At 34.6% G+C, this 25,922-nt stretch carries 21 protein-coding genes, 1 other RNA gene and 1 pseudogene; 8 read left to right on the plus strand and 15 right to left on the minus strand.

Features of this window, described 5'->3' with window-relative positions; all coding sequences use genetic code 11:
• Positions 1–1,716, minus strand: coding sequence for a DNA polymerase III subunit gamma/tau (gene dnaX / locus FKR84_RS02395; protein ID WP_141420597.1), 1,716 nt, complete (start codon positions 1,714–1,716; stop codon positions 1–3).
• A 123-nt stretch (positions 1,717–1,839) separates the two neighbouring features.
• On the opposite strand from dnaX, the gene rnpB reads away from it, so the two are divergent.
• Positions 1,840–2,175: RNase P RNA component class A (gene rnpB, locus FKR84_RS02400), an RNA gene on the plus strand.
• Here the strand turns inward: rnpB and FKR84_RS02405 are convergent.
• From FKR84_RS02405 to FKR84_RS02415, 3 genes are read right to left on the minus strand one after another with little or no spacing between them, the layout of a single operon-like run.
• On the minus strand, positions 2,172–2,711 hold the full coding sequence (locus FKR84_RS02405; protein WP_141420598.1) for an RsmD family RNA methyltransferase: 540 nt from the start codon (positions 2,709–2,711) through the stop codon (positions 2,172–2,174). The genes rnpB and FKR84_RS02405 overlap by 4 nt on opposite strands.
• Positions 2,712–3,524, minus strand: a complete 813-nt coding sequence (locus FKR84_RS02410) for a DUF3822 family protein (protein WP_141420599.1) — start codon at positions 3,522–3,524, stop codon at positions 2,712–2,714.
• Positions 3,514–4,164 (minus strand): hypothetical protein, encoded by a 651-nt coding sequence (locus tag FKR84_RS02415; protein ID WP_141420600.1) that lies wholly within the window; start codon positions 4,162–4,164, stop codon positions 3,514–3,516. Before FKR84_RS02415 ends, FKR84_RS02410 begins: the two co-directional genes overlap by 11 nt.
• Positions 4,165–4,279: 115 nt before the next feature.
• On the opposite strand from FKR84_RS02415, the gene FKR84_RS02420 reads away from it, so the two are divergent.
• The 3 genes and pseudogenes from FKR84_RS02420 (at position 4,280) to FKR84_RS13285 (ending at position 7,661) form a co-directional block, all read left to right on the plus strand.
• Positions 4,280–5,710, plus strand: coding sequence for an ATP-dependent DNA helicase (locus FKR84_RS02420; protein WP_141420601.1), 1,431 nt, complete (start codon positions 4,280–4,282; stop codon positions 5,708–5,710).
• Between the two features lie 106 nt (positions 5,711–5,816).
• Positions 5,817–6,524, plus strand: a pseudogene (gene kdsB / locus FKR84_RS13280) (3-deoxy-manno-octulosonate cytidylyltransferase); the annotation flags it as partial.
• Positions 6,525–6,599: 75 nt separating this feature from the next.
• Positions 6,600–7,661: an iron-containing alcohol dehydrogenase family protein gene (locus tag FKR84_RS13285; protein WP_233357656.1), complete on the plus strand. Its 1,062-nt coding sequence runs from the start codon at positions 6,600–6,602 to the stop codon at positions 7,659–7,661.
• On the opposite strand, the gene FKR84_RS02430 is transcribed toward FKR84_RS13285, so the two are convergent.
• From FKR84_RS02430 to FKR84_RS02440, 3 genes are read right to left on the minus strand one after another with little or no spacing between them, the layout of a single operon-like run.
• Positions 7,662–8,972 carry a cryptochrome/photolyase family protein gene (locus FKR84_RS02430; protein WP_141420602.1) on the minus strand — a complete coding sequence of 437 codons (1,311 nt, stop codon included), beginning with the start codon at positions 8,970–8,972 and terminating at the stop codon, positions 7,662–7,664.
• Between the two features lie 3 nt (positions 8,973–8,975).
• Entirely contained in the window at positions 8,976–9,671 is a 696-nt protein-coding gene (locus FKR84_RS02435; RefSeq protein WP_141420603.1) for an SDR family NAD(P)-dependent oxidoreductase, read from the minus strand.
• A 1-nt stretch (position 9,672) separates the two neighbouring features.
• Positions 9,673–10,143, minus strand: a complete 471-nt coding sequence (locus tag FKR84_RS02440; protein WP_141420604.1) for an SRPBCC family protein — start codon at positions 10,141–10,143, stop codon at positions 9,673–9,675.
• A 121-nt stretch (positions 10,144–10,264) separates the two neighbouring features.
• On the opposite strand from FKR84_RS02440, the gene FKR84_RS02445 reads away from it, so the two are divergent.
• Positions 10,265–10,798, plus strand: a complete 534-nt coding sequence (locus FKR84_RS02445) for a hypothetical protein (RefSeq protein WP_141420605.1) — start codon at positions 10,265–10,267, stop codon at positions 10,796–10,798.
• Positions 10,799–10,878: 80 nt separating this feature from the next.
• Here the strand turns inward: FKR84_RS02445 and FKR84_RS02450 are convergent, their stop codons facing one another.
• Positions 10,879–13,137 carry a zinc-dependent metalloprotease gene (locus tag FKR84_RS02450; protein WP_141420606.1) on the minus strand — a complete coding sequence of 753 codons (2,259 nt, stop codon included), beginning with the start codon at positions 13,135–13,137 and terminating at the stop codon, positions 10,879–10,881.
• Between the two features lie 166 nt (positions 13,138–13,303).
• Here FKR84_RS02450 and FKR84_RS02455 point away from each other — a divergent pair, with 166 nt between their 5' ends.
• Positions 13,304–14,149: a DUF2911 domain-containing protein gene (locus tag FKR84_RS02455; RefSeq protein WP_141420607.1), complete on the plus strand. Its 846-nt coding sequence runs from the start codon at positions 13,304–13,306 to the stop codon at positions 14,147–14,149.
• A gap of 64 nt (positions 14,150–14,213) precedes the next feature.
• Here the strand turns inward: FKR84_RS02455 and FKR84_RS02460 are convergent, their stop codons facing one another.
• A complete protein-coding gene (locus FKR84_RS02460) occupies positions 14,214–15,896 on the minus strand; it encodes a sodium:solute symporter family transporter (protein WP_141420608.1) in 1,683 nt (560 codons plus the stop codon).
• 120 nt (positions 15,897–16,016) lie between these two features.
• On the minus strand, positions 16,017–18,509 hold the full coding sequence (locus FKR84_RS02465) for a PIG-L family deacetylase (RefSeq protein WP_141420609.1): 2,493 nt from the start codon (positions 18,507–18,509) through the stop codon (positions 16,017–16,019).
• Positions 18,510–18,576: 67 nt separating this feature from the next.
• Between FKR84_RS02465 and FKR84_RS02470 the strand changes: the two genes are divergently transcribed.
• Positions 18,577–19,080, plus strand: a complete 504-nt coding sequence (locus tag FKR84_RS02470; RefSeq protein ID WP_141420610.1) for a GTP-binding protein — start codon at positions 18,577–18,579, stop codon at positions 19,078–19,080.
• Here the strand turns inward: FKR84_RS02470 and FKR84_RS02475 are convergent.
• The 5 genes from FKR84_RS02475 to FKR84_RS02495 form a co-directional block, all read right to left on the minus strand.
• The gene (locus tag FKR84_RS02475; RefSeq protein WP_141420611.1) at positions 19,077–19,616 is read right to left on the minus strand and encodes a mechanosensitive ion channel domain-containing protein; all 540 of its coding nucleotides are present in this window, start codon (positions 19,614–19,616) and stop codon (positions 19,077–19,079) included. The two genes, FKR84_RS02470 and FKR84_RS02475, sit on opposite strands and share 4 nt — an antisense overlap.
• Before the next feature lie 62 nt (positions 19,617–19,678).
• Positions 19,679–20,263: a Maf family nucleotide pyrophosphatase gene (locus FKR84_RS02480; RefSeq protein ID WP_317129097.1), complete on the minus strand. Its 585-nt coding sequence runs from the start codon at positions 20,261–20,263 to the stop codon at positions 19,679–19,681.
• A complete protein-coding gene (locus FKR84_RS02485) occupies positions 20,260–21,171 on the minus strand; it encodes a geranylgeranylglycerol-phosphate geranylgeranyltransferase (protein WP_141420612.1) in 912 nt (303 codons plus the stop codon). Before FKR84_RS02485 ends, FKR84_RS02480 begins: the two co-directional genes overlap by 4 nt.
• Positions 21,172–21,191: 20 nt before the next feature.
• Entirely contained in the window at positions 21,192–21,698 is a 507-nt protein-coding gene (locus tag FKR84_RS02490) for a KdsC family phosphatase (protein ID WP_141420613.1), read from the minus strand.
• Positions 21,682–22,440, minus strand: a complete 759-nt coding sequence (locus FKR84_RS02495) for a Rossmann-like and DUF2520 domain-containing protein (RefSeq protein WP_141420614.1) — start codon at positions 22,438–22,440, stop codon at positions 21,682–21,684. The genes FKR84_RS02490 and FKR84_RS02495 overlap by 17 nt, the downstream gene beginning before the upstream one ends.
• Before the next feature lie 126 nt (positions 22,441–22,566).
• On the opposite strand from FKR84_RS02495, the gene ccsA reads away from it, so the two are divergent.
• Positions 22,567–25,785 (plus strand): cytochrome c biogenesis protein, encoded by a 3,219-nt coding sequence (ccsA, locus tag FKR84_RS02500; protein ID WP_233357642.1) that lies wholly within the window; start codon positions 22,567–22,569, stop codon positions 25,783–25,785.
• The last annotated feature ends 137 nt before the right edge of the window (positions 25,786–25,922 follow it).

Consider the following 25,922-nt stretch of genomic DNA (forward strand, 5'->3'; position numbering starts at 1 on the left):
TTATATATCTAAATCAAATGTGAGTCGTAATTCGTCTAAAAGTGGATTGCTTTCTTTTAATTTTTCGTATTTTTCTTTATTAGTAAAAATATATTTTTTAGAAACTTCTTCGTTAACCAGAATATCTAAACGAATAAAACTATTTTGGCATTTTTCTTTAATATACCGCATTAACGGCCCTTTTGCGCGCTCCAATTCTGTTTTCATCGTTGCATTGGGCAATTCTATAGAAATAATTTTATCGTTTAATTTTGGCTTGTCTGTTTCTAAGATAGATGCCAATATTTTCTTGCCTTTATTTTTAAGTTTTTCGGTATAATCTAACCAGGCTTCTACAACTTGCTCTTCCGTAAAGCTTTCATCTATCGTTTTTTCTGCCGCGGCTTTTAATTTTCTTTTTTCTTCTTCCAGCGCTTTTTTCTTTTTTATACTGCTCAAAGAAAACGCCGAAGTTCGTTTTTTATCTTTTACCGGGTTTATAGTTGTGGTCGGCTCGCTAGCGGCATTTTGCGTTTGCGGAGCTTTTTCTGTGTTTACGGGAGAAGCTTTGGGATTTTCGTTTTCACGGATAAGATTTTTAGCTTCTTTACGGATTGGTTTAGGAGCCGTAACAAAATTCTTTGCCGGAATTATGAAGGACTTAGACTTTTTTTTTTGGCCTTCGTAAGTTAACGAGGCAAGTTGCATTAAGCAAAGTTCTACCAACAACCGCGGATTTCTGCTCGTTTTGTATTTTAAATCACAATCGTTTGCCAGTTCTATTGCCTTCAGTAAAAAATCTTGTTCACTTTTTTGCGATTGCTCAAAATATTTGGCTTTGGTTTCTTCGCCAACTTCTAACAGCGAAATAGTGGCTTGGTTTTTACACACCAGTAAATCTCTAAAATGCGATGCGAGACCGGCAATATAATGATGCCCGTCAAAACCTTTTGCTAAAAGTACATTAAACTGTAAAAGTAATTCTGGTATGTTGTTTTCTAAAATTAGAGTAGTAGATTCAAAATAAGTCTCGTAATCAAGTACGTTTAAGTTTTCTGTAACGGCTTTTCTACTCAAATCTTTTCCGCTAAAGCTAACCACTCTATCATAAATAGATAAAGCGTCACGCATTGCGCCATCTGCTTTTTGAGCTATAATATGCAAAGCGCCATCTTCTGCTTTTACACCCTCTTTTTGCGCTATTTTTATTAAATAATCTTTCGCATCTTTTACATTTATACGCTTAAAATCAAAGATTTGACAACGCGATAAAATGGTAGGTATAATTTTATGTTTTTCTGTGGTTGCTAAGATAAAAATAGCATGTTTTGGCGGCTCTTCTAAAGTTTTTAGAAAGGCATTAAAAGCAGATGCTGAGAGCATATGCACCTCATCTATAATGTAAACTTTATATTTGCCCACTTGCGGTGGTATTCTAACTTGGTCTATAAGGTTTCTAATATCGTCTACAGAGTTGTTGGAGGCGGCATCAAGTTCAAAAATATTAAATGCAAAATCTTCTTGCGTGTCTTCTGTAGCTTCTTGATTTATTTTCTTGGCTAAAATTCTCGCGCAAGTAGTTTTACCAACACCTCGTGGACCAGTAAAAAGCAAGGCTTGCGCAAGATGGTTGTTTTGTATGGCGTTTTCTAAGGTATTTGTAATAGCTTTTTGCCCAACAACGTCATCAAAGGTTTGTGGCCTATATTTTCTGGCAGATACTACAAATTGTTCCATAAAAATCAACTATTAAATCACAAATATAAACATAGCTTTTTTGATTTGGAACTACAAGTGTTTTATTCTATTAAAAAATTATTTTCATAAAAATTAAAGCTTTCTATTGCTTATCTTTGCAAAAAAGTAGGTCGTCTTATCGCTTTGGTATTTACCAGAGAGGAAAGTCCGGACACCAAAGAGCAGCATAGCGGCTAACAGCCGTCATATAAATATTAATAGTATTTGTATAGGACAAGTGCAACAGAAAGAATGTACAGGTAATGCTGTAGTGAAACCAGGTAAACTCTATGCGGTGCAATGTCATGTAAACCGGTTTTAAAATCTGCTCGATTATTGCCGGAGGGTAGACAGCTTAGAAATTTTTGGCAACAAAAATTCCAGATAAATGATAAGAAGCTTATCGTGATAATTATTGAGATAAGTGTACAGAATTCGGCTTATAGACCTACTTTTTATTCTTGTTTAAAAATACTAAATACCGCGTTTCCGTATTTTCTGGATTGTAATAAATGACCGGTTTCGTTAAGATTAGTATGTTGCGAATGTTCTATGATTAAATAGCCATCTGCTGTCAAAAGATTTCTTTCAAAAACAAGGCTATTTATTTTGGTTAAATCTTCTGGAGTGAAATCGTAAGGCGGATCTGCGAAAATTAAATCGTACTGTAAATTGGTTTTTTCTAAAAATTTAAAAACTTCAGATTTTACCGTTTTTATGGGCATATCTAATTTTGAAGCTGTTTGTTTTATAAACTTTACACATCCAAAATGTTGATCTACAGCAATTATTTCTTCTACACCGCGAGAAGCAAACTCGTAAGAGATATTTCCGGTACCGGCAAATAAATCTAGCACTTTAAGTTCGCTAAATTCTACGTAATTATTTAATATATTAAAAAGCGCTTCTTTGGCCATATCTGTAGTTGGCCGTACCGGTAAATTGTTTGGGGCTATTAAACGTTTTCCTTTATTTTTTCCTGATATAATGCGCATCTATAAACTGTTTAATAGTAAATAATTTGTATAATCTGCACGTGCCGTAAGTTGTGCGTTTTCTGCTTTTTTAAATTCTGGTGTTTCTGCAAAATCTATATTCCGAATATAGGTAGATAAAATTTTATAATTTTCGGAATCTTTTTCTATACTTCCTGATAAAATTACCGGGGTTTCTTCTTGCGATAACTCAAATTGTTCAAAACAAAACAAAAGATAATACATAAAATCTTCTGGGGTTTCTATAGCAAAGCTGTTACAAAACAATAGTTTTTCTTCTTGTATACAACAAACTTCAAAAAAACTCTTATAAAAATTTATAAATACTGTTTTTTTGGTTGGTTTGGTGGTTAGAGAGCTTTCTATTAATATTCCAATAGAATGCGAATAGGTAAATTCTCCAAACGTATCAAAAAGGTAATTATTAATATTGGCATAAGGTACAAAAACTATATTGGCTGCCGTCTTAGATAAGGCATCGTAAGCTATAAAATCTGTCTGTAGTAGTTTGATGTTAAACTTGAGATAATCTGTTAAATTTTTTTCATCAAATAGCTTTTGCGGTACTACGCTAAATAATTGGTTGGTGTAAATTATGCGTACTTCCTCTACTTCGTCTACAGAAAAAGGTGCGGTATGTTCTAAAAAAGATTGTAAACTTTTTAAAAGATTTTGGGAGGTTTTCTCTTCGGTAAAAAATTTCTGCTCTAGCAATACAAGTTCTTCTTTCTTGTTTTGACCACAAAAAGAAAATCCATCTCGGCTTACCAAGATGGATATTTTATAGGTATTTGCTGTTGCTTTATTCGTCATTAGCACCGTAAACTTTGGGCCAGTTACCGCTAGTGTTAATTTCGTTCATAGAACCAACACGAATGTATTTACCGTTTACACCATCTACAGAGATTACTTGCTCTTCTTGTGCAATTAAATCTTCGTCAAGTCCTTCTAAAATAACGCGTTTAGGAACTTTTACTTCAAAAACAGCAATTTTTGTTTCGTTTTTGGTAATGCTTCCGGCATCAATATCAAATTTCTTTTTATCTGTAGTTGGCACATACATCATTTTTTTATAACGATCAGATTCTTTAAAGATAGAATCTTTTACAGGATAGGTACCAATAGTATCTACTACTACATCTTGTATCATTTTATCTACCCCGTAGGTTTTTTGGTACTCTTTATCTAAATAAGAAGTGTCTCTACGTTGGGTAATGGTAAAATCTGCAGTATCTACAAAAGTGATTAAACTCTCAAAATTACCGGCAAATCTCCCGGTTACTTCTTTGTAAGCTAATTCTGCTTTTCTAATATCTTTTAACCTATCAATTACTTTTTGGTAACGAATTTCTTTTTGTTTATCAAACTGTATTGGTTCGTATACGGCGTTAAAAGTCAAATAGCCTAAAAATCCAATGACAATCCATAATAGTAATTGAATTACAAGTTTCATAGTTTTTATCCTTTAATATTATATTAGTATACTCGCAAATCTACAACTTTTTTTTATTCGTAAAAGTATAGAAGATAAAAATCCTCTTATATTTGATGTTTAACCAAGTTGATTTATGACGGCAGACCAATTTTACAAACTCTTATTACAAGATTTTCCGCACAAAGTAACCAGCCAACAAGATATTGCTTTACAAAAAATTGCCAATTTTGCTTTAAACCCTAAAAAAGATCAATTATTCTTACTCAAAGGATATGCCGGAACCGGTAAAACGACCATAATTGGTACGTTGGTAAAAAATTTATGGAAGGTTAAAATGAGTCCGGTTTTGGCTGCTCCCACTGGACGCGCTGCAAAAGTAATGACAAACTATTCTGGTTACCAAGCACATACTATACATAAAAAAATATATTACCCCAAAAAGGGTAGTGCTTCTAAGGTAGAATTTGTTTTGCAACGCAATAAGCATAAAGACACGATTTTTATTATAGATGAAGCTTCTATGATATCAGACCATTCTCAAAATTCTAAACTTTTTGAAAACGGTTCTTTATTAGACGATTTGATAGAGTATGTTTATTCCGGCAGAAATTGTAAACTTATGTTTATTGGTGACACCGCGCAATTACCACCTGTAAAGTTGGCTATAAGTCCGGCTTTAGAAGCCGATAAATTAAGCTTGAGCTTTCAAAAAGATGTAGACCAGATAGAACTTACCGAAGTAGTGCGGCAAAACCTAGAAAGTGGTATTTTAGAAAATGCCACGAAGTTGCGAGAAGTTTTGGCAGATGAATTTTATGAGAGTTTTAAATTCAATAAAAATGTAGGAGGAGATTTTGAGCGTTTAGTAGACGGTTATGAAATTATGGATGCCATTAACGATGCTTACAGCAATTTAGGGCATGAAGAAACAGCTATTATTGTTCAATCTAACAAACGAGCAAATATTTATAACCAACAAATACGTTCGCGCATTCTTTTCCGCGAAAGCGAAATAAGCGCCGGCGACTACCTTATGGTGGTAAAGAATAATTATTTTTGGATTAAACCGAATTCTGAAGCCGGATTTATTGCCAATGGCGATATTTTAGAAATACTAGAGATTTTTGCAATTAAAGAATTATATGGTTTTAGGTTTGCCGAAGTAAACGTGCAAATGGTAGATTATCCCAAAATGAAAGCTTTTGAAACGGTGATTCTCTTAGACACTTTAGATATTAACGCGCCCGCATTGCCTTACGAAGATAGCAACAAACTTTATCAAGAGGTTAATAAAGATTATGCCGACGAAACTTCTAAATACAAGCGATTTATGAAGGTAAAAAACAATCCGTTTTTTAATGCTTTGCAAGTTAAATTTAGTTACGCTATAACTTGTCATAAATCGCAAGGTGGCCAATGGAATACCGTTTTTGTAGAGCAACCTTATTTGCGCGATGGTATTACGCAAGAATATTTACGTTGGTTATACACGGCTTGCACGCGGGCACAAGAAAAGTTATATTTAATAGGTTTTAAAGACGATTTTTTTGTCGAGAATTCTTAGCTATATTTAGCCTTTTAAATTCCCTTTGGTTTAAAAAAGCCTTACATTTGATTAATTATAAAAAAGCAATAATATTTTGAGTACTACAAATTTGAAGGTTATCGCTATGATACCCGCACGTTACGCTGCAACAAGATTTCCCGGTAAATTAATGCAAGAACTCAACGGGATGTCCGTAATTAGAAGAACCTATGAGGCTACTGTAGCTACTCAGCTTTTTGATGAAGTATTTGTAGTTACCGATAGTCCTATAATTTATGACGAAATTGTAAATAACGGCGGCAAAGCAATAAGAAGTAAAGAACAGCACGAATGCGGTAGCGACAGAATTGCCGAAGCTGTTGCAGATATGGATGTAGATATTGTTGTAAATGTGCAAGGAGATGAACCCTTTACCAAAAAAGAAAGTCTAGAAAAGGTTTTGGAAGTTTTTAAACAAGAAGATGCAGAAAAAATAGATTTAGCTTCTTTAATGACTCCCATAAGTATTCACGAAGAGATTACAGATCCCAATACGGTAAAAGTGGTGGTAGATCAAAATAATTTTGCGCTTTACTTTTCTAGATCGCCAATACCTTACCCAAGAGACCAAGAAACCAAGCTTACTTATTATAAGCATAAAGGTATTTATGCATTTAGAAAAAGTGCTTTGTTAGATTTTTATCATCTGCCAATGCGGGCGGTAGAAGCTGCAGAAAAGATAGAATGCTTACGTTATTTAGAATATGGTAAAACAATAAAAATGATAGAAAGTAATGCGCAAGGTATCGAGATTGATACACCGGAAGACTTGCAAGAAGCAAATGAAATTTGGACAGACGATTCTAAAAAAGCCACCTCAAAACCAGTAAAAAAAACCAAAGCAGATCCCGGTTTTAAAAACTTCCCAATGGTGCCAAAAGTTGTTTTTGGCAAAGGTAGTTTTGATCAATTACCGTTTATACTTAACGAGAAAAGAGCTATTGGAGCGCCATTTATATTTTTGGTAGATAGCGTATTTGAAAACGAAACCATATTTTTAAATCGTATACATACCAAAGGAAACGATAAAATTATCTTTATTTCTGCGGAAGAAGAGCCGTCTACAGCTCAAGTAGATGCCTTAGTAGAAAAAATTAAAAATGATTTTCAATTAATGCCAAGCGGTATTGTTGGCATTGGTGGCGGCACTATGTTAGATTTAGCAAAAGCAGTTGCTATTTTATTGAAAAACCCCGGGAAATCTTCAGAATATCAAGGTTGGGATTTGGTGAAAAGACCAGCATTATATCACGTTGGCATACCAACAATCTCCGGTACCGGCGCAGAAGTTTCTAGAACAACCGTTCTTACCGGGCCAGAGAAAAAATTAGGAATCAACTCAGATTTTACGCCTTTTGATCAAGTAATATTAGATTATGATTTAACCAAAACCGTAGAAAAAGACCAATGGTTTTATACGGGTATGGATTGTTTTATACATTGTGTAGAATCTCTTAACGGAACTTATCTTAATACCTTTAGCGAAAGCTACGGCGAGAAAGCATACGAACTTTGTTTAGACATATTTTTAAACGATTCTTACAAAAATGAAGAAGAAGCCCGCGCAAAATTAATGATGGCTTCTTGGCACGGCGGTATGAGTATTGCTTACTCACAAGTTGGGGTAGCGCACGCTTTAAGCTATGGTTTGTCTTATCTTTTAGGAACACATCACGGTATTGGCAATTGCATTGTTTTTGACAAATTAGAAGATTTTTACCCTAAAGATGTGAAAATTTTTAAGCAAATGGTAGAGAAACACCAGATAAACATTCCGCAAAATATTTGCAAAGACCTCAGCGATGAGCAAATTAATATTATGATAGATGTTTCTATGCAGATGGATCCGTTGTGGGAAAATGCTTTAGGAAATAATTGGCGCGAAAAAATGACTAGAGAGCGTATGTATAAACTATACAAAGAAATGTAATTAGCTTTTAACTGCTTTTTTGTATTCTTTTAAACAGCGTTCACGTGCTGTTTTATGATCTATCATTTTATCCGGATAGTCGTTGGTATTGTATTCATCAATCCAGTGTTTTACGTATTCTCTATTTTTATCAAATTTATCTAACTGGCTATTCGGGTTAAAAATTCTAAAATACGGCATAGAATCTACACCGCTTCCCGCAACCCATTGCCAATTACCAACGTTAGAGGCCATTTCGTAATCTAAGAGTTTTTCTGCAAAATAGGCTTCGCCCCAGCGCCAATCTATCAATAAATGTTTCGTAAGAAAACTACCAACCACCATTCTTACGCGATTATGCATAAAGCCGGTTTGGTTAAGTTGCCGCATGCCAGCGTCTATGAGGGCAAAGCCAGTTTTACCATTCTTCCATTGTTCAAATTCATCTTTATTGTTTCGCCATTTAATATTATCGTATTTTTTCTTAAAAGCCTCTGTAAGGGTTTCAGGGAAATGATATAAAATCTGCATAAAAAACTCGCGCCATATAAGTTCTTCCAAAAAAGTTTTATTGCTACTATTGGCAGCTTTTTTTATTACTTTACGGATGCCAATAGTTCCAAAACGTAAATGCACGCCCAATCTAGAAGTTCCTTCTTTAGAAGGTATGTTACGGGTGTTTTCGTAATTATCTATCAAGTTTGGTGTTAAATCATAATCTGGAATTTCTATAGAGGATTTTTTAAAACCTACATCTGATAAACTCAGATTGGGTAAACGCGTATTTTTAATCACATTATCCAAATGCGTTGTAGTATAATGAACTTGCAACTTGTCTGCATCAAATTGTGTTTTCCATTTTTTCATATAGGGCGTGTATACCAAATAGGGGTCGCCATCTTTTTTTACAATTTCGTCTTTTTCGAAAATCACCTGATCTTTAAAGAGATGAAAATCTATATTGTCTTTTTGTAATAATTCTTTTATTGCTGCATCTCTATCTTGTGCATCAGGTTCGTAGTCACGGTTGGTATAAACAGCATTTATAGAGTAGTTTTGTAAAAGCTCTTTAAATATTTCTATGGGTTTGCCTTGGTATATTGCCATAGAACTATTGTATTTGTCCTGAAGCTCTTTTCTTATTTCTTGTATTTTTTGATGAATAAAAGTAACTCTCGCATCATCTTTAGGTAAATCTCTTAAAATTTCTGTATCAAAAATAAAAATGGGAAGTACCGGTATGTTTTCTTTTAGAGCTTCTAACAAACCAATATTGTCATCTAGCCGTAAATCTCTTCTAAACCAAAAAATATTATACTTCTCTGTAGCCATTTTTTACTGAATATTTAAAGAAGATAAACCACCATCAACGCCCAATACTTGACCGGTAATCCAACTGGTTTTATCGCTTATTAGAAACTGCACCATTTGGGCAATATCGTTTGTGTTTCCTACTCGCTTTAGCGGATGCCTATCTGCCATTTTTTCTTTTTTCTTATCGCTACCAAGTAATTTTTCCGCTAAGGGAGTATCTATTAAACTTGGCGCCACAACATTTACGCGCATTTGCGGCGCGTGCTCTGCGGCGAGTGACCGCGCAAAACCTTCAATAGCACCTTTGGAAGCAGCAATACTGGTATGAAACGGCATTCCCGTTTGAACTGCTACGGTACTAAAAAATACAATACTTGCCTGTTTTGCGTTTTTTAATTTAGAAAAAACACCGTTCAAACTTTTTACCAAAGTCATAAAATTTAACTCAAAATCTTTTTCAAAAGTTTCCGGATTCAGCATTTTAAAAGGTTTTAAATTAATTGTGCCGGGGCAAAATATAAAACCGTCTAAAGTATCGGGTAAATTTAATTTACTTATATCATCTTTTAAAGCATCGAATTCTAAATAAGTAACTTTCTTATTTTCTAATTCTCCTTTTGTACGACAGGCAGCATAAACGGTATAATCTTTCTGTAATAAATTTGCAATTTCGGAACCAATTCCGTGGCTACCGCCAATTAATAATATATTTTTCATTTTAGTGTGTTTTATATTCTCCAAAGAGTTGGTGTAATTTTTTGAAACGATAATCAAAAATTTCTTGCAGTTTAGGTTTTACTAATAATGGGTGTGCCAACTGTCCCAATTTTCCCATTGGGAGTTTATAGTGAAGTAAATCTTCCATTAAAACTCCATTTTCTATTGGTGTTAAAAAATGCTTGTGGTGCCATAATTTATAAGGTCCAAAACGCTGTTCGTCTACAAAGAATTCTTTTTCTTTTATGTGGGTAATTTCGGTTACCCATTTGGTTTTTATTCCGGCTATTGGCGTTACGATATATTCTATTATTTGTCCAGAATACATTTTTCTGTCTGCGCCGCTCACAATATCAAAACCCATATAATCTGGAGTGATAATTTTAAGATTTTTAGGATCGGAAAAGAAATCCCAAGCTTTATCTAAACTAATGGGAAGCTTTTGCTTTTCGTGTATAGTGTAAATTTTCATAAAACAAATATAAAAAAATAAGTGTTTAATGTTGCTTTGTAATAGTTAAACAAAAGTTATTCTTTTTATACTTTTATTTAGCTTTACTGAATATTTAAGTACATTTATTAAAACTTTAATTATGAAAAAATCCTTTTTAGTAGCCGTATTACTTGGAACTTTTGCTTGTAATACTACGCATAACGCTACCAGTGAAACCCAGACAGATTCTTTTAAAAATATAAAAAGTCTAACTCTAAAGAGCGATTGTCCTAGAGAAGCAAATTGCACCATAGAGCTAATGAAGAATAAAAAAATTGCGTATTCTAAAGATGGTATTGGTATGCTTTCTCCAAATTTAAAAGATAGCGACTCTACGCATGTTATAAAATATGAATTTAATAAAAATCAGGATGAAAAAATGATGGATGGCCAATATCGTGAAGAGGTCTTATTTGAAATTCCTGTAAATAAAAAAGAATTACAATTGAATAATAAAGCTTTAAGTACAGTAAATTTTACTTACGGAAGGTTTTGTTTTTGTAAAGGCTCTGCCGGATATTTTAAAGTGCATGAAGGTAGTTTAAATTTGAAGAATGGAAAATTAACAATCAATTTTGAAAACAACCAAGTGCCACAAATTATAAAATCTATAGTGGCTGATTATGAATTTTAAATAAGAAAATTTTTACTGTACTATACATAAAAGGTCGTTCTTGTTAAGAACGACCTTTGTTGTAATTAGAAGTTTATTAATTAGTTTACCACTAATTTTTTAACCGTTTTTTGCTTGCCGTTACTTAGTTCTAATAAGTAAATTCCGGCTTGAGCATTATCTAAAGAAACTCTTTTTTCTAAAGAAGTAGAAGGGTTAACTTCAAAATTCTTTATTAGTCTCCCTCTTATGTCGTAAACGTTTGCAGTATAAACTTCGCTAGTATTCTCTTTCATGCTAATGGTAAAAGAACCATTATTTGGGTTTGGATAAACCGCAAAAGTAGAAGCTAAAACATCTTCTGTAGATAAGTCTGATGTAATTCTAAACAATGTACTGTTTAAGGCGTAATAAACATTATCTACAGGTTCTATCATAATTTTACAAAGAGAAGAACTTTGGCCAATAGGAGCTTGTACCATTGCAGAACCTGTGTTAGGGACGTTGGTGGCCAATACTTCTGTAAAAGCAATACCTGCGTTATATGAAATTAAAATATTTACGTTGCTGGTGTTAATACCGTTGGCATCTGTACCGGCAACATCCCAAGTAACTTCAAAAGTTTCGTTTTGGTCATAGTTAATACCAGAGGTAGCTTGCGAGGTTACCTGAAAAGGTCCTGTGTTAGCAACATTTATTACAACATCGTCACGAGAACTTTGCCCGCCCAATACATTGTTATCACGAACGGTAACTGCAAAGTTAAAAGTTCTGGCAACGTCAGGAATAACTTCCCATGTGGGAGTTAAGTTGTTAGCTAAAACACTAGTTTTCTCCGGAAAATAACGTGTTGGATCATCAAAGGAGTTACGCGATCTAAAAACCGGTCCTTGTGTTGCTGATGGGGTTGGGGGAGCAGGGGTGATTTCTGTATCTGTTTGTTCCCAAGTATAGGTTAACTCATCTCCGTCTGCATCTGTTGCGTCTGCTGTTAATCTAAAAGCAGTACCGTAAGGAATTGTCTTGTCGTCTCCAGGAATAATTACCGGGGCAGAATTGCCAATAGTTTCGTCTGTAGGGCAGTTACCGCCAATAGAGTTAGACACAAAATTATACATCTCTCCAATGCTTATTGCGTGAAAGTAAGGATCACTATTGTTTTGTACATTTTCTCCCGGGCAAATTCCGGCGTATGCCATTATAGTAGATCCGCTTCCCGGTTCTACTGCAGTGGCATTATTTCTGTTACCACCTGCACAGCTTCCCGTGTCACCGTTAAAGGTATGGTTACCGCCAAATTGATGACCTATCTCGTGCGCCACAAAGTCAATATCGTATGCATCACCAACCGGCGCATTAATACCTGTAATACCTCTTGCCTTATTTACAGAACAAACAGACATTAGCTGTGCTAAACCTCCTGCTCCGGTACTAAAAGTATGGCCTATGTCATAGTTTCCAGGACCAATGGTGTTATCTATTTCTGTTTGACTTTGGTTAATTAAAACACTTGCATTTCCATTTTGAAATGGATCTGTAGTTGGGTCTAAATAAATAATATCTTCGTTGTCTGGTACCAATTCAAAAGTTACCGCTAAATCTCTTTCATAAACTTCTGCTACACGGTCTACTGTAACCGCTATTGCAGATAAAACTGCCGTTTTCTTTTCTTGGTCAGTGCCATTTTGTAATCCGGCTTGGTTTACGTGAAAAGTAGAATACTCTCCAGTGGTAGCTACGGCTAATTCGTAATTTCTTAAAACACTTTCGTCTACATCTATTAAATTAGAAGTATTACCTAGCATTCTAGATTCAGATATTTGGCTTTCTACCAAACACCTCATTACGTCTTGAGAACGGTAACTATCTTTTCTATTAAAAACAGTGTAAATATCACCGGTTTTGGTGTAAGGGTTTATATAAATAGTACCTTCTGTAGAAGATAGCATTCCGTAAAGGCCTTGGTTGGTTAAAGTTAAACGAATTCTATTTTTCTTATCTTTTGAAATTCCAACATAAGAAGTAATAGAAGGGAATTTTTCACTAAGTCCAGGACTTAAAGTTTGAACTTTATAGATAGAAAACTTTTTTACAGCATTGTTAGAAACCGGAAAATTGATTTCTACAGATGTGTTTGTTCCGTTATTTCGCAAAGGAGCTTGCAAAATACTAGTTTTTAGCGCATTTACATTTAAATAAAATGTTTCAAATTTGTCTACCTTTGTGTAGCTTTCCAAAACATTATCTTGCTTAATAGAATTCTGGTCAACACGTTGCCATAATCCGTTTGATTGTGCAAATAAAAATGTCGGAAATGCTATACAAAGTAGCATCCAAAGGGTAATTTTTTTCCTATTCATTTGTTTAAAGTTTTAATTAGCGTAAATATAAAATTGTTATTTTAATATTCGAGCATATTATTCATAAAATTGATTTTTTGTAGGGTATTTGGTGTAAAAAAGAATCTTTAAAAAGCTATTAGTATAAAAATTATGTATTTTTACTAAAAATTAAACTTATCTACACATGAAAAAAACATTTCTTATTTTATTTTTATTTATTGGACTAACGCTTACAGCTCAAGTTGAAACCCCGCAACCTAGTCCTAAAGCAAGCATTGAGCAGATGGTGGGATTAACTAATATTAGTATAGATTATTCGCGACCTTCTTTAAAAGGAAGAGAAATTTTTGGTGAATTAATACCTTACGGAAAAAAATGGCGAACCGGCGCTAACCAAAATACAGTTGTAAGTTTTAAGGATGATGTTACTGTAGAAGGCAAAGCTTTAAAAGCGGGGAGTTATGCTTTATATACCATTCCAGGTAAAGAAACTTGGGAAATTATTTTTTATTCAAATACCAAAAATTGGGGATTACCATCAAAATGGGATAAGAGTAAAGAAGCTTTACGCGTTTCGGTAAGAGCGGAAGAAATAGATTATAGTATGGAAACTTTTACATTATTGTTTGATAATTTACGAAACGATTCTGCTGTTTTACGTATTATGTGGCAAAATACTATGGTGCCAATTGCTATTACAACACCATCTATGGAAAAAGCCGTAAAAAGTATTGAAACAACGCTTAGTGGTAAGCCTACTGCGGCAGATTATTACGCGGCGGGAAGTTACTATGCTGCAGAAAACAAAGAATTAGAAAAAGCATTAGGCTGGGTAGATAAGTCTATAAGCATGAGCGATAATCCCGGTCATTGGATGCTGCGACAAAAAGCTTTAATTCAAGCGCAATTGGGTAAGAAAAAAGAAGCAATGCAAACCTTAAAAAAATCGCTTCAATTAGCTGAAAAAAATGAAGACGCGCATTATATAAAATTAAATAAAGAGACTTTAAAAGAGTGGGGCGTGCAGTAATTGCAAAATCCGTTTTTTAAAACTAAAAGCCAATTTAACTAGCTAAAGTTAAATTGGCTTTTTTTTAGTTTTTGTTTTCGAAGCTTTGTAATAATAGAGCAATACCCATAACCAAAGCACACCCAAAAAGGTTTAACCACAAATAAGGCATCCATTCTTGCCACCAACCTGAAACTACGATAGCTTGGGTAATAATAGCTGCGGTAAAAGTAGCTTTGCTTTTTACATATTTTACGAAAAAACCTAATAAGAAAATTCCTAAAACGTTGCCATAAAAGATAGAACCAATAATGTTTACCAATTGTATAAGGTTATCAAATAAATTGGCCACACTGGCAACCCCAATAGCAAATATTCCCCAAGCCAAAGTAAAAAGTTTGGAAGCATTTAAATAATGCTTTTCGGAATGTTCTGTTTTGTTATTCCTTTTATAAAGGTCCATTGCGGTGGTAGATGCTAAAGAATTTAATTCTGAAGCGGTAGAAGACATTGCCGCGCTTAAAATTACAGCCAACAGAAGTCCTATCAATCCACGTGGCAAATTATTTAATATAAAATGTATAAATACATAATCTTTATCGTTGGTTTCAATATCTGGGTCTGCTTTATTAATAAGCGAATTGGCAGCTTCTCTAATGCTTTTATTTTCGGTTTCCAGATTTACCAATTGGGTTTTTAGTTGTTCGGCATTTTCGTTATTTGCTTTTTTTGCTTCGGCGAAAGCCAAAGAAGTTTTTGCTTTTTCTGCCTCGTTATTGGTTAACTCTTGTTGTAAATCTTTATATTCTTGCTCTACGGAAGAATTTTCTATAGCTGCTTCTGCGGCAGGGTTAAAATTGAGTGGAGTTGGATTAAATTGATAAAAAATAAACACCATTACTCCAACTAAAAGAATAAAAAATTGCATTGGCACTTTTAGCAAACCATTGAAAATTAAACCCATCTGACTTTCCCTAACAGAGCTTGCAGATAAATAGCGTTGCACCTGACTTTGATCTGTACCAAAATAGGAGAGGGCCAAAAAACTGCCGCCTATAAGTCCGCTCCAAAAAGTATAACGATTTTCAAAATCGAATGAGAAATCTAAAACTTCCAATTTGCCATTTGCGCCGGCAATTTCTAAAGCATTAGAAAAACCTATCTCATCGGGCAAATAACTGGTAATTAGGAAAAAAGCGGTTAACATTCCTACAAAAATTACTGCCATTTGCTGTTTTTGTGTTAAGCTTACCGCTTTAGTGCCACCAGAAACTGTGTAAATTATTACCAAAACGCCAATTAAAATATTTAGAGTTGCAAGTTCCCAACCTAAAACTGCCGAAAGTACAATTGCGGGCGCAAAAATGGTAATTCCGGCCGCCACGCCGCGTTGTACCAAAAATAGAATTGCAGTTAAAGTTCTGGTTTTTAAATCAAATCGATCTTCTAAATACTCGTAGGCAGTATAAACTTTTAAACGATGGTAAATAGGAATAAAAACCATGCTTATAATTACCATTGCAACGGGTACGCCAAGATAAAACTGCACAAAACCCATCCCGCTATGAAAAGCTTGCCCGGGTGTAGATAAAAAAGTAATAGCGCTGGCTTGGGTTGCCATTACAGACAAACCAACTGTATACCATTTAGCCTGATTGCCACCTTTTAAATAATCACTAACATTTTTGCTTCCACGCGTTTGATAATAGCCATAAATAACAATAAAACCTAAGGTAGAAAACAGAACGATTAAATCTAAATAATGCATAGATATAGGTTTAAGCGAAATAACGCATAAATAAATAAAATACGATTACATACACTGCATTGGTTATTAAAACCAAGGTGTAACTCTTTTTCCAGTGGTATTTTTCAGGCTTTTCGTTTTTCATTTTCCTAAAGATAACAAGTTGGCAAATAAGCGGTAAGCACCGGGCACGCCGGCAGGCAATTCTCTAAAAAAGCTTAACCCGGTATAAATGTAATAGCCTTTTCCGTAAGGAGCTACTAATAAACTACCTTTCTTTTGAGTTTCCTGCTCATCGTTCATTCCTAAAATTGGTGTAAATTTTTTATTCCACTCCTCCGGAAAATACAAACCTCTTTCTTGTACCCAATTTTCAAAATCTGCTTTCGTAATTTTATTTGGAGCGTTTAAAACCGGATGTTCGGGTGCTAAAAAGTCTACCTTAGCATTTTCGTTGGTAACTCTGTTTTTCGAAAGTTTTAAAGAATAAGGCGCAAGATTCTTGGTTTCTAGAGCGTGGGCGGTATTGTATTGCACTAGCATATTTCCACCGTTTTTCACAAAATCGAATAAAGTTTTTTGCTTGTATTTTAAGCTTTCTAAAACATTGTAGGCTCTAATGCCAACAACTACGGCATCAAATTGTGCCAATTTGTTTTGGTTTATTTCTGCCGGCGTCAAATAGGTTACATCATAGCCAATTTGGGTTAAACTTTCACCAACTTTATCTCCCGCTCCTTGAATGTAAGCAATTTTTTCACCTTTCTTTTTGATGTCAAGTTTTATTAATTTGGCTTCTGCAGGAGAAAGGATGCTTTGTTGCGGAATATGCTCATAATCTATAATCGCATTTTCTTGGCTGTATTTTTTTCCTTTACGGAAGAAAAACGCCTTTAATTTACCCGTTGTTTTTTCTTTAGGAGGAGTTATCTTAAACCTAAAAGTTTTTTCTTCTCCCTTTTTCTGAAAGCTAATCGGTATGGCGGCTGGTTCAATTTGCCAGTTTTCTCCTGCTTCTAAGCGTAACTCTCCTTCTGTGGCCGAAGAATTATTTTTTACTTTAAGGCTAATCGCTTTAGAAGTATTTTCGTTAAAGATTAAAATCTCCGGTTCTACTTTTAAACTTATTTTTGGTACGATTAAAAAAGGCTTATAAACTTCTCCTTTTACCGCATCATTAGTTTTATAAACTACGGGCTTGGTAAAATTCAATTTTGTGCCATTTATATTTAGGTTAAAAACCGCGTTTAAAGCGGCATCGTTTTCCGGCTTGCCACGCTTTAATTGTTCGGGTACTTTATACATACCAATTGTGTGTGGCAAGTCTAACCAATACGGACTGGAATAGGCTATTTCTTTTGGCAGTTTGAAATTTACCGTTGTGTTATAAGAAGTGTTGTTACTTAGGTTTTTCTGTATAGATTTGGTAAAATTAGTTTCATTAAAATAAACACTATAAGCATTAGTATCCAGTTCATTACGATTGGTTACTTCAATATTTACTTTAACAGAATCGTTTGGAGTTGCTATTTGATTTTCCGCGTAAGCTTCTAGGTATAAACCGGCAGCAGAAGCAATGATTTCTTTTACTTCTTTTAGCTTAATTTCTTGCCAATGTTTATTTTCTAACTGCTCTATTTTAGTGTAAACCTGAAGCAATTTCGGAATGCTGTGCGATGGATTTTTAAAATCATAATCACGCTGGATTTCGCTTACCAATTCGCCAATTTCTTTTCCGTTTTTAAGCCGACTCCAACTGGTATTAATGCCGGCAAAAATGGCTTCTTGACCCGCTGGCATTTTCCCTTTTATAAGTTCAATATATTCTAAATCTTTTCCGCGTACAGCGGTATTTCCAAAACCTTGCGATTTATGCTGACTCCGGCTTAAAGAAGCAATTTCTGTGTTAGATTTTCCCAATACTGGATAATAATTACCAACATCTACGGCCAGCATATTGGATTTATCGGCATTTTTAAATTTTCCTTGGCTTCCGTAAAACCACCAAGAAGTATTAAAAAACATGCGTTTTGGTTGCCAAGTAGATAGATAATCTAACTGTTCTGAAAAACTACCTTTTTTGCCGGCAAGGTCAAAAGCTTCCATACTTAGTCGGGCAGAAGCGGTATGATGCCCGTGTGTCCTGCCTTCTGTACGATGGTCAAACCGATTGATAATTACATCTGGCTGAAATTTCCTGATTGTCCAAACTACATCGCTCAATACTTTTTCTTTATCCCATATTGAAAGTGTTTCTGTAGGATTTTTAGAATAACCAAAATCGTTGGCGCGGGTAAAAAATTGTTCGCCGCCGTCAATTCTTCTTGCAGCCAACAATTCTTGTGTACGAATAACGCCTAAAGCTTCGCGTATTTCGGGACCAATAAGATTTTGACCGCCGTCTCCTCGCGTAAGCGATAAATAGCCGGTTCTGGCGTGCAGGTTTTTAGAAAGGTAAGAAATAAGTTTGGTGTTTTCGTCGTCCGGATGGGCGGCAATATATAAAACCGAACCTAAAAAGTTGAGTTTCTCAATTTTTTGATATATTTCGGAGCTGTTAAGTTGTGTTTTATATTGACTAAAAGAAGAAAAAGCAAAAAGTAGCGCAAACAGGCTTAAACTTATTTTTTTCATAAGGCGTTTATCAGTTTTTTCCAAATATACTAACTTTAATTAAGGTAGTTTAATCTATTATAAGCTAATGGAGTTATCTAACGAAATAGTGCTAAGACCAAGGTTTGACGAGCCTTTGCCCGTAGAAAAAGAGTCGCTTTTTGAAAGTTTTAAGGCAGAAAAAACAAGTCAGAAACGCTTTATTGTGTCTTTGGTAGACACGCATATTTTTATTAAAATTCCTAAAAAAGATCAAAATTTTTGGACGCCGCAACTGCATCTGGAAATAAAAACAGACTTCGAAGGCAAGGATAAAATACACGGTTTTTTTGGCCCAAATCCTACAGTTTGGACAATGTTTATGTTTTTACATTTTGTTTTAATTACCAGTTTCTTGGGCATTCTGGCTTGGGGTTACTCTTTGTATAGTTTAAAGCAAGGTATTATTGTACCAATTGGCGTTGGTGTTTTTTTGGTTCTTATGTGGTTGGCACTCTACATTGGTGGTCGGATAGGTAAAAAACAAGGCAAGCGGGAAATGCAGCTTTTATATGGTTTTTATAAAGAAGTTATGGCAAAGGCACGAATTTAAACCGCATCTGCGCCATCGTCGTTTAATGGGTTTTTCTTTTTTAAGGATACCGGTTTCTGCAAGATTAAATTGTTGGGATAAGTAATTAACTCCCCGTCTGCAGTGCGCAAATGCAACTGAAAAGCGCGAATATCTTCTATAATGGCTTCTATGGGAAAGTCTTTGTCGTGTATTTGAATTTTATCGCCAATTTTATACGGAAAAGAAAAGAACAAAATAACCCCGGAGGTAATATTGCTTAAAATAGACCAAATAGCAAATAAACCCACGCCAAGCACCGCAAACACAGAAGAAAAAACCAAGGCCAATCTGGAAGCTTCTACTCCCCAAATGAGCAAGAGTAAAAATGCAGCGATAAAAACAACCAAAACATTGATGTACTTAAACATCAAATTAATGCGACCTATATTAATATCTTCGCGTTTGCCTACTTTTTTAGCAGCAGTCTTTAAAGCCAAACGTAAAAAAAGCATAAAAATAATTAACCCCGCAGTAAACGATATTTCTGTCTGATAGGTTAAAAATATACTGTCCATTTTTTAAGTAGTTTAATTTTTTGCAAAGATACTTCTAAAAGTAATTGAAGCGTAAAACTTAACTAAAATTTCAGTAATTCTCTGTAAAGCAAATGTACCGGCATTCCCATAACGGTAAAATAAGAGCCTTCTATTTTTTCTACGCCAATTTTACCTATCCATTCTTGTATGCCGTAAGCGCCGGCTTTGTCAAGAGGAGAGAAGTTTTCTATATAAAAATCTATTTCGGTGGGGGTTAATTCTTTAAAGAAAACTTTTGTACTATCGTAAAAGCTTACTGTTTTTAAGCTATTTTTCAAACAAACCGAAGAGATAACTTGGTGTTCTTTTCCAGATAAATTTAAAAGCATTTTTTTAGCTTCCGCGGAATTTTTTGGTTTTCCTAAAACTTTTTTGTTTAAACAAACTATTGTGTCTCCTGTAATCAATAAATCGTTTAAACCTAAATTTTCTTTAAAGGCTTTTGCTTTTAATTCTGCCAGGTAAATTGCTACTTCTTCCGGTTTGAGATTTTTGGGATAAACTTCTTCTACCGGTTTTAATTGTAGCGAATAAGAAAGTCCTAAATCTTTTAAAAACTGCTGACGCCTGGGCGAGGCAGAGCCTAAAATAATTTTTTTATCCCGGAGTTTTTCAGCTAAAATCATGATAAAATAAATTGATAAAGCGCTAACGATAAAATACCAAAAACTAAAATCAGTTTTAAAATTGAACTGATCAAACTGTAATCTTTAGCCGTGTTTGCTGTCCATATTTTTACCATTCCGTAAAGTAAAGGGGCAACAATTAACACTAAAACATAAATTACCGCTAAAGTTTGGGTGTATAAATAGTTGTAAATATAGTAAATACTCGCTGCCAGTGGTAAAAGCAACAAAACAAAAACTACTTTATTAACGCGTTCCTGGCCCAATAAAATGGGCAAGGTTGTTAAGCCGGCTTTATAATCGCCATTAATATCTTGTTGGTCTTTTACAATTTCGCGAATAAAATTAATAAGAAAAGCAAAAATTGCATAGTCTAATAAAATTGAAAAAATGGTAAGTTGCGATTGTTGGTTGTAGGTAGTAATTGCCGGCATTAAATCAAAAATTCCCACAATAATTATGCTCATTGCAACCAAAATACTTATTAGCAAATTACCAACTACAGCATACGATTTTATGTAAGAAGAATATAAATATAACAGGGCAGAGATACCTATAAAAATTGCGGCAAACTCTGGTCTCTGTATTAGATTAGATAAATAAAAACCTATACCAACACCTATTATATTAAAGACTAGAAATAAATTATAACCGGTTTTTTCGCTTATATTTTTACCGATTAACTGCTTTTTGGGTTGGTTTACTATATCTATTTCTCTATCAAAAATATCGTTTATTACATTACCGCCGGCAGCTAAAAAAAGTGTAGATATTACCAATAAAGCAAAACCAAAATCGTTTAGCGTTATGGCAATATTAAAAGGTTCAAAAAGATAGTATTTTATAATGAGTTGGGTGGCAGCAAGCATTAACAGGTTTTGCCATCTAACCAGTTTAAGGTATTTCACGTTAAAGTAAATTTAGGGGATTATTTGTTCCAGTTTCCTTGCACGCGCAAAACTTGTTCTATCAAATCGCGTACGCAGCCTTCGCCACCTTTTTTATGCGAAACGTATTTTGTAATACTTTTTACTTCGTTTACGGCATCTTGCGGGCAAGTTGGTAAGCCAATCAATTTCATTGGGTGCGTATCGGGAATATCGTCTCCCATATAAGCTACATTTTCCGGCTTTATTCCGTAAATATCAAAAAACTCGTCTAAACATTCTACTTTGTCTTCTATACCCAAATAAATATCGGTTATACCAAGATTACGTAAGCGTTTGCGCACGCCTTCATTTTTACCGCCAGAAATAATACACACCGTATAACCTTTTTTTATTGCATGTTTTAGCGCATAGCCATCTTTAATATTCATAGATCGCAGCAATTCTCCTTCGGTAGAAACCAAAATAGAACCGTTTGTTAAAACGCCGTCTACGTCAAAAACAAACGTGCTAATATCGTTTAAAATTTCTTTATAATTTTTTGCCATGTTTGTCTTGAATTGATTGGGTGAGCAAGGTATAAATTTCTTTAAAATTAGCCGAACTTAATTGCGACAAATGCCGGTTTATCGTTTCGCGGTCGTTTCTTATAGCCGGTCCGGTTTGTACTTGCGCGGGAGAATTTTTAGTTGCTTTTTGAGCAGTTTCGGTAATCAAACTCGTAAGAATAGAGTAGGGAACTTGGTTTTCTTTACAAAGATCTTCGCCAATGCTGTAAAGATGATTTACAAAGTTGCAAACAAAAACAGCCGAAAGGTGTAAAGATTTGCGTTGCGAAGTAGAAATAGAAAATACTTTTTTACTGATGCTTTTGGCTAAATTTTCTAAAATAGCATAATCTTTTTCAAATTCTGTTTCTAAGCAAAGCGGAATTTCCGTAAAGTCTACCGCTGTATTTTTAGAAAAAGTTTGCAAGGGATAAAATACTGCATTTCTGCAATTTTCTTGTAATAAGGGTAAACTTCCCGAGCTATGTGCAATAAGACGTGTTGGTTTTGCTATTTTTTTTATGGTTTCTTCCATAAAGTCGTCTTTTAGCGCTACAATAAAAATATCGCTTTCTTCTAGCTCTTCTAATTTGGTGGTAGTTTTCACCAAGTTTTTAAAAGGCGATAAACTTGCTTCTTTATGGTTGTAAACTTGGTTAATTTTCACATTATCAGAAGTATGAAAAACCTTAAATAAATGCGTGGCTACATTGCCGGTTCCTAAAAGGGTTATCTGTATCATAGCGCTAAAATATAAAATAAGCGCGGCTTCTTAAAATTAACATTTTTTGGTAGACTTTAGCTGTGAATTTTGTCTTAAAATCGAAGTAAATTCAATAAATTTGTGCAGTTTTTAAATACGCTATCCATGATTCAAAAAAAGCTTGCGAGTATCTTATTCTCCACTCGATTAATGGCTGTTTTATTTATAGTTTTTGCAATTGCTATGGCCGTTGGGACTTTCGTCGAAAATTCTTATACAACGGCAACCGCGCGGGTTTGGATTTATAACGCTTGGTGGTTTGAAGCCATTATGTTATTATTTGCCATAAACTTTGCCGGAAACATAAAAAGATACCGCTTATTAACAAAAGAAAAATTCAGTACTCTTTTGCTTCACGTCTCTTTCTTTTTGATAATTGTAGGAGCAGGAGTAACGCGATATATAGGTTATGAAGGTATTATGCCAATTAGAGAAGGCCAGGTTTCAAACACTATGCTTTCTGAAAAAACCTATTTAAGTACCTTAATAGACGGCGAACATGAAGGTAAGCCTTTGCGGCGCTCACAAGAACACGAGTTAGTACTGGCTCCCGGGGTAGATAATTCTACCACCATTACCACAGATTTTAAGGGGGAAAAAGTGCAGTTTGAAGTAGTAGACTTTATTCACGGCGCAAAAGAAGGTTTGGTAAAAGACGAAAATGGCGATAATTTTTTAAAAATCGTAGAAGCCGGTGGTGGGTCAAGACATGATCATTTTCTTAAAGAAGGAGAAATTACCAGTTTACATAATGTACTTTTTGCTTTTAATAAACCTACTGAAGGTGCAATTAATATTTTATGGGAAGATGGCGAATACAAAATAAGATCTCCTTTTGAAGGAACTTATATGCGAATGTCAGACCAAAAACAAAGCGATGTTGCCAAAGACTCTACACAAAAATTAGCGCTACGTTCTTTATATAATATGGCAGGAATGCAGTTTGTATTTCCGGAAGAGGCCGTAAAAGGGCGTTATGATATGGTTGATACCGAAGTAAATCAAGATGGCCAACCAGACGGCGTTGTGTTGCAAGTAACCTCGCAGGCAGGAACCAAAACCGTTAAGCTTTTGGGTGCAAGAGGAATTGTAAACGATTATAAAACGGTAGAATTAGGTGATTTAGAAATAAATGTTCGTTACGGAAGTAAGGAATATGAGTTGCCTTTTGCCTTAAAATTAAACGATTTTATAGCAGAAAAACATCCTGGTACGGCAGATAATCCTACCCCAAGTTACGCAGCTTTTAAAAGTAAAGTAGAGTTGATAGATAACGGAGAATCTATTCCGCACGAAATTTATATGAACCACGTATTAGATTATAAAGGTTATCGTTTTTTTCAAGCTAGTTTTGATGCAGATGAAAAAGGAACCATTCTTTCTGTAAACCATGATTGGTGGGGAACTTGGATTACCTATATTGGATACTTCTTACTATATCTAGGCTTAATGTGGATTTTATTTGATAAAGGCTCACGTTTTGGAAAATTAGAAGCGCAGCTAAAAAAATTGAAGAAGAAAAAAGCCAAAATGGCTAGCTTACTTCTGTTATTGTTTGGGTTTTCGGGATTTGCACAAGACGCAACTTCCGGCAAAATTAACGAACCAGATCACAGTCAAGTAGAAGAACACGCCCATCACGCTGCTGAGCCGGTAGAAATTCCGAAAGCGAGAATTGATTCGGTTCTAAAAATGAGCGCTATCTCAAAAGAACACGCCGCAAAATTTGGCAGATTGGTAATACAAGATGCCGGCGGTAGAATGAAACCTGCACATACCTACTCGTCTGAGTTGCTTCGTAAACTTAGTAAAAGTAACGAGTACGAAGGTTTAAACCCAGATCAAGTGCTGTTTTCTATGACAGAAAATCCTACTTTGTGGTATAACGTACCCCTTATTTCCATAAAGGCAAAAAACGATAGTTTACACCATATTTTGGGTATTAAAGAAGGCAACAAACATGTTAGGTTGGCTCAATTTTTTGATGCTACCGGTACGTATAAATTAAGTCCGTTTTTAGAAGAAGCGTATCGGGCAAAAGTGAAAAATCAATTTCAAAAAGATTTCATTTCTGCAGACGAAAAAGTAAATTTACTGTACAATGCTTTGGAAGGAAGAATTTTGCGAATTTTTCCCATTCCAAACGATCCAAATAACAAATGGGTTTCTTTCCCGATGCTAAAAGATCACGCAGATAAATTTAAAGGACCGGATTCTTTATACGTGCATAAAGTGTTGCCTTTGTATATGCAAACAATTCAAACTGCTAAAACTACCGGAGATTACAGCAAGTCTAACGATATTTTAGAAAGCATAAAAGGTTTTCAAAAAAAATACGGCTCAGAAGTTTTACCTTCTGAACGTAAAATAGAACTCGAAATACTTTATAACGAATACGACGTTTTTAGAAACTTGTTTTGGCAATATATGTTAGCAGGTTTGGTAATGTTTGTACTGGTAATTGTACAAATATTTTACAACAAAAAATCTATCGGTTATTTGGTAAAAGCAAGTCAGATAATAATTTTTGTCCTGTTTATTTTACATACTTTGGCTTTAATTGCTCGTTGGTATATTTCTGGTCACGCCCCGTGGAGTGATGCTTACGAAAGTATTATTTACGTAGCTTGGGCAACAATGTTTTTCGGACTGGCTTTTGGCCGAAAAAGCGACCTCACTACAGCAGCAACCGCTTTTGTTACCTCTATGATTTTGATGGTGGCGCACTGGAATTGGATGGATCCTTCTATAGCCAATCTAGCACCAGTATTAGATTCTTATTGGTTAATGATTCACGTTGCGGTAATTGTAGCAAGTTACGGTCCGTTTACACTTGGAATGATTTTAGGACTTACGTCTCTTTTACTGATGATTTTCACCAACGATAAAAACCGCAGTAAAATGCTGCTCAATATTAAAGAACTTACCATTATTACAGAGTTGGCGCTTACCGTTGGTTTGGTTTTACTTACCATTGGTAACTTCTTAGGAGGGCAATGGGCTAACGAAAGTTGGGGACGTTATTGGGGTTGGGACCCGAAAGAAACTTGGGCATTAATAAGTATTATGATTTATGCATTTGTAATTCATATGCGTCTGGTTCCCGGTTTACGTAGCAGATTTGCTTTTAATTGGGCCGCAATTTTAGCTTTTGGCTCTATTTTAATGACCTATTTTGGCGTTAACTTTTACCTTACCGGCTTGCATTCTTACGCCAGTGGCGACCAGATTATAAGCTATAAATTTATTGTTATTTCATTGGTAGGTTGGTTTGCTTTAGGAGCTATAGCGTACCAAAAATATAAAAAGTATTACAAGAAGTAACAATGCTATAAATACGCAAGTAGCTATTTCAAAATAACAAAAAGAAAATCAATCTTCGAATCAATATTTTTAAGATTCGAAGATTGATTTTTTTATACTCAATTTGTAGTTAAAAAATGATGATTTGCCTTTTTCTA

The organism is Haloflavibacter putidus (assembly GCF_006546625.1).
GTDB lineage: Bacteria > Bacteroidota > Bacteroidia > Flavobacteriales > Flavobacteriaceae > Mesonia > Mesonia putida.

Bases quoted from the DNA above. Each gene is read 5' to 3' on its own strand.
- FKR84_RS02465 (WP_141420609.1), bottom strand. From the start codon at position 18,509: ATGAAAAAAATAAGTTTAAGCCTGTTTGCGCTACTTTTTGCTTTTTCT.
- FKR84_RS02490 (WP_141420613.1), bottom strand. From the start codon at position 21,698: ATGGCAAAAAATTATAAAGAAATTTTAAACGATATTAGCACGTTTGTT.
- FKR84_RS02420 (WP_141420601.1), top strand. From the start codon at position 4,280: ATGACGGCAGACCAATTTTACAAACTCTTATTACAAGATTTTCCGCAC.
- FKR84_RS02415 (WP_141420600.1), bottom strand. From the start codon at position 4,164: ATGAAACTTGTAATTCAATTACTATTATGGATTGTCATTGGATTTTTA.
- FKR84_RS02440 (WP_141420604.1), bottom strand. From the start codon at position 10,143: ATGAAAATTTACACTATACACGAAAAGCAAAAGCTTCCCATTAGTTTA.
- FKR84_RS02470 (WP_141420610.1), top strand. From the start codon at position 18,577: ATGGAGTTATCTAACGAAATAGTGCTAAGACCAAGGTTTGACGAGCCT.
- dnaX (WP_141420597.1), bottom strand. From the start codon at position 1,716: ATGGAACAATTTGTAGTATCTGCCAGAAAATATAGGCCACAAACCTTT.
- FKR84_RS02450 (WP_141420606.1), bottom strand. From the start codon at position 13,137: ATGAATAGGAAAAAAATTACCCTTTGGATGCTACTTTGTATAGCATTT.
- FKR84_RS02430 (WP_141420602.1), bottom strand. From the start codon at position 8,972: ATGGCTACAGAGAAGTATAATATTTTTTGGTTTAGAAGAGATTTACGG.
- FKR84_RS02495 (WP_141420614.1), bottom strand. From the start codon at position 22,440: ATGATACAGATAACCCTTTTAGGAACCGGCAATGTAGCCACGCATTTA.
- FKR84_RS02460 (WP_141420608.1), bottom strand. From the start codon at position 15,896: ATGCATTATTTAGATTTAATCGTTCTGTTTTCTACCTTAGGTTTTATT.
- FKR84_RS02445 (WP_141420605.1), top strand. From the start codon at position 10,265: ATGAAAAAATCCTTTTTAGTAGCCGTATTACTTGGAACTTTTGCTTGT.
- FKR84_RS02410 (WP_141420599.1), bottom strand. From the start codon at position 3,524: ATGACGAATAAAGCAACAGCAAATACCTATAAAATATCCATCTTGGTA.
- ccsA (WP_233357642.1), top strand. From the start codon at position 22,567: ATGATTCAAAAAAAGCTTGCGAGTATCTTATTCTCCACTCGATTAATG.
- FKR84_RS02480 (WP_317129097.1), bottom strand. From the start codon at position 20,263: ATGATTTTAGCTGAAAAACTCCGGGATAAAAAAATTATTTTAGGCTCT.
- FKR84_RS02435 (WP_141420603.1), bottom strand. From the start codon at position 9,671: ATGAAAAATATATTATTAATTGGCGGTAGCCACGGAATTGGTTCCGAA.
- FKR84_RS13285 (WP_233357656.1), top strand. From the start codon at position 6,600: ATGGTGCCAAAAGTTGTTTTTGGCAAAGGTAGTTTTGATCAATTACCG.
- FKR84_RS02455 (WP_141420607.1), top strand. From the start codon at position 13,304: ATGAAAAAAACATTTCTTATTTTATTTTTATTTATTGGACTAACGCTT.
- FKR84_RS02405 (WP_141420598.1), bottom strand. From the start codon at position 2,711: ATGCGCATTATATCAGGAAAAAATAAAGGAAAACGTTTAATAGCCCCA.
- FKR84_RS02475 (WP_141420611.1), bottom strand. From the start codon at position 19,616: ATGGACAGTATATTTTTAACCTATCAGACAGAAATATCGTTTACTGCG.